The sequence below is a fragment of the Streptomyces sp. NPDC041068 genome, from assembly GCF_040647455.1.
Lineage (GTDB): Bacteria > Actinomycetota > Actinomycetes > Streptomycetales > Streptomycetaceae > Streptomyces.
On sequence record NZ_JBEZCG010000024.1, the window covers coordinates 1 to 13,573 of the forward strand.

Here is a 13,573-nt window from a genome sequence, read left to right on the forward strand (position 1 = left end):
CGCGCCGTCCTCGACCGGTTGGACGCCGCCGGCGTCGAGGCGGACGAGCTGACCGTGCACACCCCCGACCTCGACGACGTGTTCTTCGCCCTCACCAGCGGTACCGACAAGGCCAAGGAGGCCGTCCGATGAGCGTTCACCCGGCTCCCGCCCACCCGTCCCGGATCTCTCTCGCCCTGCGCGACTCGTCCACTATGCTGCGCCGCAACCTCCTGCACGCCAGGCGCTATCCGTCGCTCACCCTGAACCTGCTGCTCACGCCGATCATGCTGCTCCTGCTCTTCGTCTACATCTTCGGCGACGTGATGAGCGTGGGCATCGGCGGCGCGGACCGCTCCGACTACATCGCCTACATCGTCCCGGGCATCCTGATGATGACCATCGGCGGCACGGTGATCGGGGCCGCGGTGTCCGTCGCCACCGACATGAACGAAGGCATCATCGCCCGCTTCCGCACGATGGCCATCCACCGCGGCTCGGTGCTCGTCGGGCACGTCATCGGCAGCGTGCTGCAGTGCGTCGCCGGCGTCGTGCTCGTCGGCGCCGTCGCCCTGGCCATCGGGTTCAGGGCGACGGACGCCACCGCCCTGGAGTGGCTGGCCGCGTTCGGACTGCTCGTGCTCTTCTCCCTGGCGCTCACCTGGATCGCCGTCGGGATGGGCATGGCGAGCCCGAACGCCGAGGCCGCCGCGAACAGCGCGCAGCCGCTGATCCTCCTGCCGCTCGTCTCCAGCGCCTTCATCCCGGCCGACACGATGCCGGGCTGGTTCCGGCCGATCGCCGAGTACCAGCCGTTCACCCCGGCCATCGAGACCCTGCGCGGCCTGCTGCTCGGCAGCGAGATCGGCAACAACGGATGGCTCGCCCTGGCCTGGTGCGTCGGGCTCGCGGTCCTCGGCTACTTCTGGTCGGCCGCGAAGTTCAACAGCGACGCGAAGTAACCACCGGCATGACAGCGGGCAGCCTCCCGCACCTCGTCCCACCAGAGCCACCAGAGCCACTGGCCCCAACCGCACCACCAGCCCCACCCGAAGGCGGCGTACCCCGACCCCCACGTCGGAGTACGCCGCCTGGTTCATGTGCGGGACCTGGGCACGGGCCCTGAAGCCCTCGCCCCCGCTCTCGCCCCCGCCCGCGTCACACCGCGTGCAGCGCCAAGGTCGGCGAGAGCCGCGCCGCCCGCACCGCCGGGTAGAGACCGGCCACCGTGCCGATCGCCAGCGTCGCGCCGAAGCCGCCCGCCATGGCCCAGGGCGGCACCACCCACGGCAGCCCGCCCGACGCGGCGTACGCGGCCGTCGCCGCCGCGCCGAGCGCGACGCCCGCGAGCCCGCCGAGGCCCGAGAGCATCAGGGACTCCGTCACGAACTGCACGCGGATCTGCCCCCGGGTCGCGCCGAGCGAGCGCCGCAGACCGATCTCGTACCGCCGTTCGAGGACCGAGATGATCATGGTGTTGGCGACGCCGACCCCGCCCACGAGCAGTGCGATCCCGCCGAGGCCGAGGAGCAGCGTGGAGAACGCGCCCTCCGTCGCCGCCTTCGCCTGGAGCGCCGACGACGGGTCGGTGACCTGGACGTTGCGCGGGGTCTCCGGGTCGATCGACGCGGCGAGCAGCTTGCGGACGTCGTTCACGGAGGCGTCGGTGGAGCGCTCGTACACCGATGTCGGATGGCCGTCGAAGCCGAGCAGCTTCTTCGAGGCGTCCCAGCCGGTCAGCGCCGACCGCTCGATGTCGGGCGCGAGCGGCAGGGCGTCGAGGATGCCGATGACCGTGAAGTACCGGTCGTCGATCCAGACCTGCTGCCCCGGCGACGTGATGCCGAGCCGCTCGGCCGCGACGTGCCCGAGGACCACCGAGGGGTAGCGGCCGTTCGCCGCGTTGAACCAGCTGCCGTGCGCCATCCTGCCGCGCAGCACCTTCAACAGGCCCTCGGTGGAGGCCTTCACGGAGATGCCGCCGGTCTCGTCCTCGGGGATCTTGTCGCTGCGCCGCACGGAGCGGTCGAGGTCGCCGGTCGCGCCGACGTCCTCGACGCCGTCCATCCGCTCGACCCGTCCCACGGCGTCGCGCGGCAGGGAGATCTTCTCTCCGGAGAACATCGCCTCGCCCGGCGCGGCCACCAGCATGTTCGTTCCCAACGCATCGAGTTCGCGCATGAGTTGGGCTTTGCTTGAGGACGAGATGCCCACCACCGCGACCATGGTCGCGATGCCGATGGCGATGCCGAGCGCGGACAGGACGACCCGCACGGGGCGGCTGCGCAGACCGGCCGAGCCGACGTGCAGGACATCGCGGGGACCGAGCCGCGCGGCCTTCAACTTCGCGCGCTTCGTAGGCTTCGTACGTTTCCCGGGCATCAGGCCGCGACCTCCGCGAGCCGCGTGTCCGCGACGACCTGCCCGTCCCTGATCCGCACCTGCCGCGGCAACCGCTCGGCGATCTCCGTGTCATGGGTGATGACGGCGATGGTCGCGCCCTCCGCGTTGAGGTCGTGCAGCAGGGTCATGACGGCCTCGCCGGACTCGGAGTCGAGCGCACCGGTGGGCTCGTCGGCGAGGAGCAGGTCGGGTTCGCCGACGACCGCGCGGGCGATGGCGACGCGCTGCTTCTGGCCGCCGGACAGCTCGTGCGGGCGGTGCTTCATGCGGTCGGCGAGGCCGACGCGCTCCAGGGCGTACGCGGCCCTGCGGCGGCGCTCCGCGCGGGAGAGCCCTGAGTAGAGCAGCCCCTCGGCGACGTTGTCGCGGGCGCTGATGCCGGGGACGAGGTGGAACGCCTGGAAGACGAAGCCGATGTGCCGGGCGCGCAGCGCGGAGAGGCTGCGGTCGGCGAGGGCCGCGACGTCGTGCCCGGCGATGGCGACGGTGCCCGCGGTGGGGCGGTCGAGGGTGCCGACGATGTGCAGGAGGGTGGACTTGCCGGACCCCGAAGGGCCGACGATGGCGAGGAGTTCACCGGCGTCGACGGTCAGGTCGACCCCGCGCAGGGCGGCGACACCGCCGGGGTACTCCTTGGTGACACCCGCCAACTCGACGACGGCGGTGGGAGATTGGTCCTCACTCATACCTTCGGCACCCCCACCTTCATGCCCTCCCGCAGCCCGCCGCCCGTGACCTCGACGCGGCCCTGGCCGAACATGCCGAGCTCGACCTTCACCTCGCGGGTGCGGCCGCCCTCGACGACCTGGACACCGAAACCGCCGCCGGGCAGCGCGAGGAGCGCGTTGACGGGTACGGAGAGGACGTCCTTTCGGGTCTCACCGGTGAGGTTCACGGTGACCGGCGACTGATCGAAGCCCTCGACCTTGCCGGGGGCGTCGAAGGTGACGGTGACGGGGATCTTGGGGGTCTTGTCGGAGGGGTCGTCGCCGGGCTTGGCGGTCCTGCCGACGGCCGCGACCTTGCCGTCGACCGTCGTGCCGTCGGGGAGCGTGACGGTGACCTTGGTGCCCTTCTTCGCCAATTTGCCCTCAGCGACGTCGAGTTGGACACGGACGACCCGCTCGGAGCCGGTCGTCGAGAGCACCGGCTTGCCCGGGGCGACCTGGTCGCCGACCGTCGACTCGCCGGATTTCACACGGACCGCGGCCGGCTGGAAGGAGATCTGGTCGGGCCCGACGCGGCCGGTCTGCTTGCGGTCGTGGGCCTTCTGCCACCGCTTGACGGCGGCGGCCGTGCCGTCGGTGTACGTGTCGTCGACGGCGAGCCCGGCGCCGTAGCCGAGCGCGACGAGGTTCTCCTCCAACTGCCGTACGTCGTTGCCCTTGTCGCCCGGCTTCAGCGTGCGGTACATCGGCTCGGTGCCGTACATGAGGCGGACCGGGGCGCCGTTCACCTCGTACAGGCGCCCGTCCCTCTCGATGGTGGAGCCGGATTCGGCGCACCACGTGAGCGTGCCCGCCGCGCCCGCGTTGACCTTGCGCTCCTTGGCGTAGCCGAGGGTGCCGTCGACCTGCGTACTGCTGCTGAGGTCGCCGCGCTCGACGGGCGAGGTGGCGGGCGGCAGGCCCGCGTCCTGGTGGGCGGAGTCCTTCGTGCCGCCGCCCGCGTCGGCGAGGGCGGTGACGGCTATGCCGCCGCCGGTGATCGCGAGCAGGGCCACGACGGTGGCGACGACAGCGGTGCGGCGCCTCATTCGACGATGCCCTTGCACGCCTTGGCGGCCTTCTCCATCTTCTTGGCCTCAGCCCCCTTCGGCATCGGCATGGCCTCGACCGAGCCGCCGCCGCCGAACTTTGGGTCGGGCATGTTGTAGCCGTTCTTGCGCATGCACTGGGCGTACTTGAGCATCTTGTCCTTGTCGGCCTGAGAGATGCCGCCGCCCTTGGAGCCGCCGCCCATGCCGCACTCCTTCATGGCCTTCTCCATCTTCTCCTTGCTCATGTCGCCACCGATGGTGATGCCCGCGGCGTCCTGGCCGGACTTGGGCTCGGCCACGTCCAGGCCGTGCTTGCGCAGACATTCGCGCTGCTTGAAGCCCTTGTCGGCCTCGGCGCCCTTGCCGCCGTCGGCGCTGTTCGACTTGTCGCTCTCGCCGGAACCACCGGAGCAGGCTCCTGCGAACAGGGCGAGGGCGGCGAATCCTGACGCGAGAGCCGCTGAGCGCTTGCGAGTCCTCATGGCGTGGCTTCCCTTCACATGGGGCGGGCTGACGGCCACAGGCTGGCGGGAAGCGGGATTTCGTTTCTCTCAACGGAGACGCTTACATCGGCGAAAGGTCACTCTCCGGTACACAGGGCGGCATGCGCGTACTGCTGGTGGAGGACGAGGAATTCCTGGCCGAGATGATCGCCGACGGGCTGCGGCGCGACGCGCTGGCCGTCGACGTCGCGGCCGACGGCCTGACCGCGCTGCGCAAACTCCAGCTCGGGGAGTACGACGTCATGGTCCTCGACCGCGATCTGCCGGGCCTGCACGGCGACGAGGTGTGCCGCCGCGTCGTCGAGCAGCGCCTGCTGACCCGCGTCCTGATGCTGACGGCGGCGAGCACGGTGCGTGACCGCGTCGCGGGTCTCGGCCTCGGCGCGGACGACTATCTGACCAAGCCGTTCGCGTACGACGAGCTGCTCGCCCGCGTCCTCGCGCTGGGACGCCGCGCGCACCCCGCGCTGCCCCCGGTCATCGAGCGCGCGGGCCTCGTCCTGGACACCGCGCGCCGCCAGGCCAGCCGGGACGGCCGCCATCTGGCGCTGTCCCGCAAGGAGTTCGCGGTCCTGGAGGCGCTCCTTCGGGCGGACGGCGCGGTGGTCAGCGGCGAGGACCTGATCGAGCAGGTCTGGGAGGAGGACACCAGTTACCGCACGAACGCGGTCCGCGTCACCCTCTCCAAGCTGCGCGCGAAGCTGGGCGAGCCGCAGGTGGTGGAGACGGTGCCGGGGGCCGGGTACCGGATCGTCGGGCGCTCGCTGTGAAGGCGGGGATGAGCGGCGAGCGGGCCAGGCTCACCACCCTGTACGGCGGCCTCCTCGTCCTCGCGGGGGCGCTCCTGACCGGGGTCGTGTACCTGCTGGTGCAGCAGGGCCTGTACTCCTCCATCAGTACGGCGGTGACCACGGCCGTGCCCCGGGGGCCCGTGCCGCCGTGGCGAACGGTGCCGGGGGTGCCGGTGCCCGCCGCCTCGCTGACGCCCTCCGACGCGGCATCGGCCCGCCCCACGTCCCAGGAGATGGAGACGATCAAGGGGCTCGCCGTCACGAAGATCAGCGACCTCGCGGGAGAGGCCGCCCTGAACCGCCTCCTGACCGTCTCCGCGATCGTGTTCGCCGCGTACGCCGTCCTGTCGATCGCCCTGGCCTGGTGGATGGCGGGGCGTGTGCTCCGCCCGGTCTCCGTGATCACCGGGACGGCGCGGCGGCTCTCCGGGGCCAATCTGCACGAGCGGATCGCGCTCGACGCCCCGCCGGGCGAGCTGAAGGAGCTCGCCGACACCTTCGACGAGATGCTGGACCGGATAGAGCAACTGGTGGGCGCGCAGCAGCGGTTCGCGGCCAACGCGGCGCACGAGCTGCGCACCCCGCTGGCCGTGCAGCGGGCGGCCGCCGAGATCGGTCTCGCCGGTGAGCCGGACCCCGAGCGCGTGGCGAGGATCCGTACGAAGCTGATCGCGGTCGCGGACGACAGCGAGCACCTCATCGAGGGGCTGCTGCTGCTCGCCGCGTCCGAGCAGGGCCTCGACCGGCGCGAGCCCGTCGCGGTGGACGTCCTCGCGCACGCCGTCGCGGACGGCCTCGCCGAGGAGGCCGCCGGGCACGACGTCACGGTGTCCGTGCATGCCGAGCCGCTGACGGTGGAGGGCGACGGCGTGCTCCTGGACCGCCTCGTGCACAACCTGGTGGCGAACGCGGTGCGCTACAACCGGCCCGGCGGACGGGTCGACGTGACGACCTCGGCCGCCGGGATCGAGGTCACCAACACCGGCCCCGAGATCCCCGCCGACACGGTCCCGCTCCTCTTCGAACCGTTCCGCCGCCTGAACGAACGCACCCACGCGCGCGGGGAGGGCGCGGGCCTGGGCCTGTCGATCGTGGCGGCCATCGCGCGGGCCCACGGCGCGGACGTCTGCGCGGAGGCGAACAGCGACGGCGGCGGACTCACCGTCCGCGTGAGGTTCGACCCCGCGTGAGGTTCGACCCCGCGTGAGGTTCGACCCCGCGTGAGGTTCGGGCGCGATCAGTGCCGGTAGAAGATCCGGTCCCCGTACTCCTGGAACACCCGCCCGTTCCAGTCGTGTCCCCCGTCCACGTTCCCCGAGCGGAGCAGCGGCGGCTGGACGCCACGGGCCGCGAGGTCCTCGACGGCGGCGGCCGTCATGGCCTGCATGAGGGCGTTGGTGACGACGCTGGAGGCCGGGCCGAAGGGCGCCTCGACCCCGTCGAGGGACAGCTCCGCGTCACCGACGCCGATCTTGGAGTCGACCACCACGTCGCAGTGGTCCTTGAGGAAGGTCCCCGAGACGTGCCGCGACTTCGTCTCCGTCGCATACGCCACCGAGGTCACGCCGATGACCTTCAGGCCCAGGGCGCGGGCGTTCATGGCCATCTCCACCGGCAGCGAGTTCCGCCCGGAGAGCGAGATGATCACGAGTACGTCGCCGGGGCGGGCCGGCGAGGAGTCGAGGACGGCGCCCGCGAGCCCGTCGACCCGCTCCAGGGCGGAGCCGAGCGTGGCGGGCATCACGTCCACACCGACCACGCCGGGGACGGCCAGGAGGTTGATCAGGGCGAGGCCGCCCGCGCGGTAGACGACGTCCTGCGCGGCGAGCGAGGAGTGCCCGGCGCCGAAGGCGAAGAGGCGGCCGCCGGACGCGACCGCGTCGGCGAGCAGCCCGCCCGCCGCCGCGACGTTGCCGGACTCCTCGTCGCGGACCCTCTGGAGCAGACCGATCGCGGCGTCGAAATACTGACCCACCAGCTTGCTCTCACCGCTCTGGTTGCTCTCGCTCATCGAGCTCATTCGCATCACGTTGCGGTCTGGACCAGTGCCCTGTCAACACCGCCACAGGCCGGTACTGGGCGGGAATTCCACCGGCGCGGCACGGTTGTCGGTGGTATGCGTCAGAATTGAGGGCAGGGCCAGCGCACGAGCGAATTCTGAGGGGCACCCATGTCGGGGCTGATTGACACCACTGAGATGTATTTGCGCACCATCCTCGAGCTGGAGGAGGAAGGTGTGGTCCCCATGCGCGCCCGGATCGCCGAGCGGCTCGACCAGAGCGGACCGACGGTGAGCCAGACCGTGGCGCGCATGGAGCGCGACGGCCTGGTGGCGGTCGCCAGCGACCGCCACCTGGAGCTCACCGAGGAGGGCCGCCGTCTGGCCACCCGCGTGATGCGCAAGCACCGCCTGGCGGAGTGCCTGCTCGTCGACGTGATCGGGCTCGAGTGGGAGCAGGTGCACGCCGAGGCGTGCCGCTGGGAGCACGTGATGAGCGAGGCCGTGGAGCGTCGCGTCCTGGAGCTCCTGCGCCACCCCACCGAGTCTCCGTACGGCAACCCGATCCCGGGCCTGGAGGAGCTGGGTGAGAAGGACGGCGCGGACCCGTTCCTGGACGAGGGCATGGTCTCCCTGACCGAGCTCGACCCGGGCGCCGAGGGCAAGACGGTCGTCGTGCGCCGCATCGGGGAGCCGATCCAGACGGACGCCCAGTTGATGTACACGCTGCGGCGGGCCGGCGTGCAGCCGGGCTCCGTGGTGAGTGTGACGGAGTCGGCGGGCGGCGTGCTCGTGGGCAGCAGCGGCGAGGCCGCCGAGCTCACGGCGGAGGTCGCGTCGCACGTCTTCGTCGCCAAGCGCTGAGAAGACGCGCGATTCTTGGTCAACTTCCGCTTCCCTGGCGGAAGTTGACCAGATATTCAGTGTGCGGAATCGCAGCGGCGGAGCGTTTTGCGTGCGAGGCTGTCGCGAGAGGCATATGACCTGAGGGCTCTTGACCGTGTCGGCACCGGGTCTGGCCGCACGGCCGGAGAGGGGGCAGGAGGATGCGCCCGACTGGTGAGCGCGAACGTCCCGGCGGACGCCTGCGCGCGCCCCGCGAACAGGTCCGCGGCGCACCCCGCGAGCAGGCCGGCGGCGGGGCCCGTGGGCAGGCCGGAGAAAGTGAGGGCCCCGGCGCCCAAGAGCGCCGGGGCCTGTCCTCCCCTGTGCTGACCTGGAGCCCCGAGCTCTCAAGGTCATTCCCCTCGGACCGGTTTCCCCGAGCGGCCCGCCTCCCGATGAAGATCTCCCCTCGGCTGCGCCGGTCAATCCTTGAGCATGGTCACCCGAACGAGGGGTGCTATCGGCGATCCGGCCGCTTTCGAAGGCGATCCGGCCGCTCTCGAAAGGGAGTTCGATAGCGTGCGGGGGTGTGGGGCAGGACGAGTCGTGGATCCCGAGCTGAATCCAGGGGGGTGCCAGGAATCATGGTGCGGCGCATCGATGTGACGGGCGCGGGTGGCGTACGCCTCGCCGCCTGGGAGTACGCCGACCCTCCCAAGCTCAGGGAGGCCGAGAGGTCACCGGGCGGGGTGCTGTTACTGCACGGCCTGATGGGCCGCGCATCGCACTGGGCGGGCACCGCCCGCTGGCTCTCCGAGCGGCATCGCGCGGTCGCCCTCGACCAGCGGGGCCACGGCAGGAGCGAGAAACCCCCCGAAGGCCCCTACACCCGCGAGGCCTACGTGGACGACGCCGAGGCCGCCCTCGTCCAGCTCGACCTCGCGCCCGCCGTCCTCATCGGCCACTCCATGGGCGCGCTCACCGCCTGGCAGCTCGCCGCGCGCCGCCCCGACCTCGTCCGGGGCCTGATCATCTGCGACATGCGGGCCTCCGCGCTCGGCGCAGCCTCGCAGCGCGAGTGGGAGGACTGGTTCAAGTCCTGGCCGGTGCCGTTCGCGACCCTCGCCGACGTACGCAAGTGGTTCGGCGAGGACGACCCCTGGGTGGAGCGCCCCAACCCCGCGCGCGGCGCGTTCTTCGCCGAGGTGATGGCCGAGAGCCCGGACGGCTGGCGGCCCGTCTTCGACCGCGCCCAGATGCTCAGGTCCCGTGAGACCTGGGTGCACGACGCGCACTGGGAGGAGCTGGTCCAGGTCCGCTGCCCCGCGCTCGTCGTGCGCGGGCAGGACGGCGAGCTGGGCCGGGCCGAGTCCCAGGAGATGGTCCGGGTGCTGCCCCGCGGGGAGTACGCGGAGGTGGCCGACGCCGGCCACCTCGTCCACTACGACCAGCCGAGCGCTTGGCGCGCCGCGATCGAACCGTTCCTGGACGGGGTCCTGACGGGGTGACGGGGTCCTGACGGGTTAGGGGTCCCGACGGGGTAGGGGGTGCCGTCTGCCGTGGCCTTTGGCCTGCTCGTCCTCAATCGCCGGACAGGCTCACATTTCCCGCCATCGCCCGACAGTGCGGGTGATCACGGGCTCAAGCGCTCGATCCGCCAGCCCCCCTGCCCGCCGTCCGCTCGCACATACCTCAACCGGTCGTGCAGGCGGTTCGTCCTGCCCTGCCAGAACTCCACCGAATCCGGCCGCACCCGGAAGCCGCCCCAGTGCGGCGGCACCGGCACCTGCTCGCCCTCCGGGTAGCGGGCCTCCAACTCGGCGTACGCACGGTCCAGTTCGCCGCGCGACGCCAGTACGGACGACTGGGCGCTGGCCCAGGCGCCCAGGCGGGAGCCGTGCGGGCGAGTGCGGAAGTAGGCGACGGTCTCCTCGCGCCCGACGCGCGCCGCCGTGCCGGAGACGATCACCTGGCGGGCCATGGGGTGCCAGGGGAAGAGCAGCGAGACATACGGGTTGGCGAACAGCTCACGGGCCTTGCGGGACTCGTAGTTGGTGAAGAAGACGAAGCCCCGCTCGTCGAAGCCCTTCAGGAGCACCGTGCGGGAGCTGGGCCGCCCCTCGGTGTCGGCTGTGGACACCACCATGGCGTTCGGCTCGTGGACGGCCTCCCGGTCGCGTGCCGCCTCCTTGAACCAGAGCGCGAACTGGTCCATGGGCCCCGCGGCGAGCTCGGTCTCGTCGAGCCCCGCCGTGACGTACTGCTCTCGCATGGCGGCCGGCTCCGGCAGGGAGTCCGGAAGGGGTTCGTGGCGGGGCGCACTGGAGTCGGTCACGCGGTCATCTTGCCGTATACGAAGGGTCGTCCGACGGGGTGTACGTCACCTCTCCGAGGTGACGTGTGGCACTGAGTGCCGCATTCCATCGCCAAAGGTGGCACCAAGGGATATCGTCCTGCTGCCGCATCGGTTGGGTGACCACCAGCCTCACGGGGCATCACCGGGATGAACGATCCGGACCGCGAGTCACCGGGTTCGCCGGACATTTGGCGTACTCGACCGTGGAACCGGACCGTAACCGCCCATTTTTGACACATGGTCATGAGCTGATCGCAACCCCATCTCTCGAAACCATCATGTCGAACCCATCACGAGGAGCCGCCTGATGTCCGACTTCGTACCTGGACTTGAAGGAGTCGTCGCGTTCGAGACGGAGATCGCCGAACCGGACAAGGAAGGCGGCGCGCTCCGTTACCGCGGCGTCGACATCGAGGACCTGGTCGGCCACGTCTCCTTCGGGAACGTGTGGGGCCTGCTCGTCGACGGCGCCTTCAATCCCGGTCTGCCGCCCGCCGAGCCCTTCCCGATCCCGGTGCACTCCGGCGACATCCGCGTCGACGTCCAGTCCGCGCTCGCGATGCTCGCGCCCGTCTGGGGCCTGCGGCCGCTGCTCGACATCAGCGAGGAGCAGGCCCGCGAGGACCTGGCGCGCGCCGCCGTCATGGCCCTTTCCTACGTCGCCCAGTCGGCCCGCGGGCAGGGCCTGCCGATGGTGCCGCAGCGGGAGATCGACAAGGCCGAGACGGTCGTCGAGCGGTTCATGAAGCGGTGGCGCGGGGAGCCCGACCCCAAGCACGTCCAGGCCGTCGACGCGTACTGGACGTCGGCCGCCGAGCACGGCATGAACGCCTCCACGTTCACGGCGCGGGTCATCGCGTCGACGGGCGCGGACGTCGCGGCGGCGCTCTCGGGTGCCGTGGGTGCCATGTCCGGTCCTCTCCACGGCGGTGCGCCCTCCCGGGTCCTCGGGATGATCGAGGAGATCGAGCGCACCGGGGACGCGGTCACGTACGTGAAGCAGGCCCTGGACAGGGGCGAGCGGCTGATGGGCTTCGGCCACCGGGTGTACCGGGCGGAGGACCCACGGGCGCGGGTGCTGCGGCGTACGGCGCGGGAGCTGGGCGCACCGCGCTTCGAGGTGGCCGAAGCCTTGGAGAAGGCGGCGCTCGACGAGCTGCACGCGCGCCGTCCCGACCGGGTTCTCGCCACGAACGTGGAGTTCTGGGCGGCGATCGTGCTCGACTTCGCCGAGGTCCCTGCGCACATGTTCACGTCGATGTTCACGTGCGCGAGGACCGCGGGATGGTCGGCGCACATCCTTGAGCAGAAGCGGACGGGGCGGCTCGTGCGGCCCTCGGCCCGCTACATCGGGCCCGGCAGCCGCTCCCCGCAGGCGATCGAGGGGTACGACGAGATCACCCGCTGAGCCCTGCCTCCGGCGGTTCTTTTCCCCCGACCCCACCCCTTCCCGAAAGTCGCGGCTCCGCCGCCCGGGGCTCGGTCGATCGCGCTCCGCGCTCGTCCTCAAACGCCGGACGGGCTGAAAAATCCAGCCCGTCCGGCGCTCTTGTCTTTCAGCCCCTCCGGCGTTTGAGGAGCGGGGTCTGGGGCGGAGCCCCAGTTTCGGGAAGGGGCGGGGTCGGGGAAGGTTCAGGCCTGCAGCGCGCCCTCCACCAGCACCGTCCACTGCGCAACAACCCTCTCCCGCCTCGCCCCGTCATCCGTCAGCAGGTTCGCCAGGCCCAGCCCCCGCGCCATGTCCAGCAAGCCCTGAATCGTCTCGCGGACCCCTGGACGCGACTCGTCCGCGTCCAGGAGTTCCACCGCGATGCGATGCGTCTCGCGGCCCACGCGGGATTCCAGTTCCGTCACCCGCGAACCCAGCGCGGGCTCGTTCGACGCCGCCACCCACAGGTGCAGCGCCGCACGGAACAGCGGGCCCGTGTAGAGGTCGACGAGGGCCGCGACCACCGAGGCCCTGTCCTGCGCAGGCAGCGAGCGCAACGCCGTGGAGCGCTGTTCGGCGACGTACTCCACGGCGGCCGTGAAGAGGTCCTCCCGGGTGGGGAAGTGGTGCTGCGCCGCGCCCCGCGACACACCCGCCCGCTCGGCGACCACCGAGACCGTCGAGCCCGCCCAGCCGTGCTCGGCGAGGCAGGACACCGCGGCCTCCAGGAGCTTCTGGCGCGTGGCACGGCTGCGGTCCTGCTTGGGCGCGCGGTCGGCGGCGGTCACAGCACCCATGGGCGCTCCCGTCGTTCGAGGAACGCCGCCATTCCCTCGCGCGCCTCGGCGGAGCCGAAGAGCCGCGCGGACAGGGAGATCAGGGCGTCCGAGTGGTCGTCGAATGCGTCGAGCACCCTAGCCGTGAGCAGCTTCTTCGTCTCGGCCAGGGCCTGCGGCGCCGCCGCACGGAGCCCGTCCAGGATCGGTTCGAGCGCGGCGTCGACGTCGGCCGCGTACGCCGTGACCAGACCGATCCGCGCCGCCTCCGCCCCCTCGAAGCGCTCCCCTGTGAGGTAGTAGCGGGACGCCGCGCTCGGGTCGAGGCGGGGCAGGAGCGGCATGGAGATCACCGCCGGGGCGACGCCGATGTGCACCTCCGTGAAGGAGAAGGACGCGGCGGGGCCCGCCACCGCCATGTCGCAAGCGCCGAGCAGGCCGAGGCCGCCCGCCCGCACATGCCCGTCCACCCGCGCGACCACGGGCTTGGGGAGGGTCACGAGTTGACGCAACAGCCGCACGAAATCCCGCGGATCCGGGGGCGCCTTCAGGTCCGCGCCCGCGCAGAACGTCGTCCCGGTGTGCGTGAGGAGGACGGCCCGGGTGTCGGGGTCCTTGCCGAGGTCGTCGAGCGCCTCGGCGAGGGCGCCCACCAGGTCAGCCGAGATCGCGTTCCGCCGCTCGGGGTCGGCCAGCGTGACGGTGGTGATGCCGCGCGCGGGAGAGGAGACGGAGAGAGTCATGCGGGGCTCC

The 13,573-nt window shown here is 71.6% G+C and carries 14 protein-coding genes and 1 pseudogene; 7 read left to right on the forward strand and 8 right to left on the reverse strand.

Annotated elements, in window-relative coordinates; all coding sequences use genetic code 11:
* Window positions 1-132, forward strand: a pseudogene (locus AB0B50_RS39030) (ABC transporter); the annotation flags it as partial.
* A complete protein-coding gene (locus AB0B50_RS39035; protein WP_362340938.1) occupies window positions 129-941 on the forward strand; it encodes an ABC transporter permease in 813 nt (270 codons plus the stop codon). The pseudogene AB0B50_RS39030 and the gene AB0B50_RS39035, both read left to right, overlap by 4 nt.
* Before the next feature lie 196 nt (window positions 942-1,137).
* On the opposite strand, the gene AB0B50_RS39040 is transcribed toward AB0B50_RS39035, so the two are convergent.
* The 4 genes from AB0B50_RS39040 to AB0B50_RS39055 are packed head-to-tail and all read right to left on the reverse strand — an operon-like array spanning window position 1,138 to window position 4,623.
* Window positions 1,138-2,361, reverse strand: coding sequence for an ABC transporter permease (locus AB0B50_RS39040; RefSeq protein WP_362340941.1), 1,224 nt, complete (start codon window positions 2,359-2,361; stop codon window positions 1,138-1,140).
* The gene (locus AB0B50_RS39045) at window positions 2,361-3,068 is read right to left on the reverse strand and encodes an ABC transporter ATP-binding protein (protein ID WP_362340943.1); all 708 of its coding nucleotides are present in this window, start codon (window positions 3,066-3,068) and stop codon (window positions 2,361-2,363) included. The genes AB0B50_RS39040 and AB0B50_RS39045 overlap by 1 nt, the downstream gene beginning before the upstream one ends.
* Window positions 3,065-4,138: a peptidoglycan-binding protein gene (locus AB0B50_RS39050; protein WP_362340946.1), complete on the reverse strand. Its 1,074-nt coding sequence runs from the start codon at window positions 4,136-4,138 to the stop codon at window positions 3,065-3,067. Before AB0B50_RS39050 ends, AB0B50_RS39045 begins: the two co-directional genes overlap by 4 nt.
* A complete protein-coding gene (locus AB0B50_RS39055) occupies window positions 4,135-4,623 on the reverse strand; it encodes a hypothetical protein (RefSeq protein ID WP_362340949.1) in 489 nt (162 codons plus the stop codon). The genes AB0B50_RS39050 and AB0B50_RS39055 overlap by 4 nt, the downstream gene beginning before the upstream one ends.
* A gap of 122 nt (window positions 4,624-4,745) precedes the next feature.
* On the opposite strand from AB0B50_RS39055, the gene AB0B50_RS39060 reads away from it, so the two are divergent.
* Together AB0B50_RS39060 and AB0B50_RS39065 are read left to right on the forward strand one after the other, a co-directional pair.
* On the forward strand, window positions 4,746-5,414 hold the full coding sequence (locus tag AB0B50_RS39060; RefSeq protein WP_362340951.1) for a response regulator transcription factor: 669 nt from the start codon (window positions 4,746-4,748) through the stop codon (window positions 5,412-5,414).
* Window positions 5,415-5,422: 8 nt separating this feature from the next.
* Entirely contained in the window at window positions 5,423-6,625 is a 1,203-nt protein-coding gene (locus tag AB0B50_RS39065) for an ATP-binding protein (protein ID WP_362340954.1), read from the forward strand.
* Between the two features lie 47 nt (window positions 6,626-6,672).
* Here AB0B50_RS39065 and AB0B50_RS39070 read toward each other — a convergent pair whose 3' ends face one another.
* On the reverse strand, window positions 6,673-7,446 hold the full coding sequence (locus tag AB0B50_RS39070; RefSeq protein ID WP_362340957.1) for an SIS domain-containing protein: 774 nt from the start codon (window positions 7,444-7,446) through the stop codon (window positions 6,673-6,675).
* A 159-nt stretch (window positions 7,447-7,605) separates the two neighbouring features.
* On the opposite strand from AB0B50_RS39070, the gene AB0B50_RS39075 reads away from it, so the two are divergent.
* The gene (locus AB0B50_RS39075) at window positions 7,606-8,298 is read left to right on the forward strand and encodes a metal-dependent transcriptional regulator (protein WP_055702402.1); all 693 of its coding nucleotides are present in this window, start codon (window positions 7,606-7,608) and stop codon (window positions 8,296-8,298) included.
* 605 nt (window positions 8,299-8,903) lie between these two features.
* Entirely contained in the window at window positions 8,904-9,767 is an 864-nt protein-coding gene (locus tag AB0B50_RS39080; RefSeq protein ID WP_362340959.1) for an alpha/beta hydrolase, read from the forward strand.
* 125 nt (window positions 9,768-9,892) lie between these two features.
* Here the strand turns inward: AB0B50_RS39080 and pdxH are convergent, their stop codons facing one another.
* Window positions 9,893-10,531, reverse strand: a complete 639-nt coding sequence (pdxH, locus tag AB0B50_RS39085) for a pyridoxamine 5'-phosphate oxidase (protein ID WP_362341226.1) — start codon at window positions 10,529-10,531, stop codon at window positions 9,893-9,895.
* A 391-nt stretch (window positions 10,532-10,922) separates the two neighbouring features.
* Here pdxH and AB0B50_RS39090 point away from each other — a divergent pair, with 391 nt between their 5' ends.
* The gene (locus AB0B50_RS39090; RefSeq protein WP_362340961.1) at window positions 10,923-12,023 is read left to right on the forward strand and encodes a citrate synthase 2; all 1,101 of its coding nucleotides are present in this window, start codon (window positions 10,923-10,925) and stop codon (window positions 12,021-12,023) included.
* Between the two features lie 224 nt (window positions 12,024-12,247).
* Here AB0B50_RS39090 and AB0B50_RS39095 read toward each other — a convergent pair whose 3' ends face one another.
* Window positions 12,248-12,841: a TetR/AcrR family transcriptional regulator gene (locus AB0B50_RS39095; RefSeq protein ID WP_362340964.1), complete on the reverse strand. Its 594-nt coding sequence runs from the start codon at window positions 12,839-12,841 to the stop codon at window positions 12,248-12,250.
* Window positions 12,829-13,563: an enoyl-CoA hydratase family protein gene (locus AB0B50_RS39100; protein WP_362340967.1), complete on the reverse strand. Its 735-nt coding sequence runs from the start codon at window positions 13,561-13,563 to the stop codon at window positions 12,829-12,831. The genes AB0B50_RS39095 and AB0B50_RS39100 overlap by 13 nt, the downstream gene beginning before the upstream one ends.
* Between the last annotated feature and the right edge of the window lie 10 nt (window positions 13,564-13,573).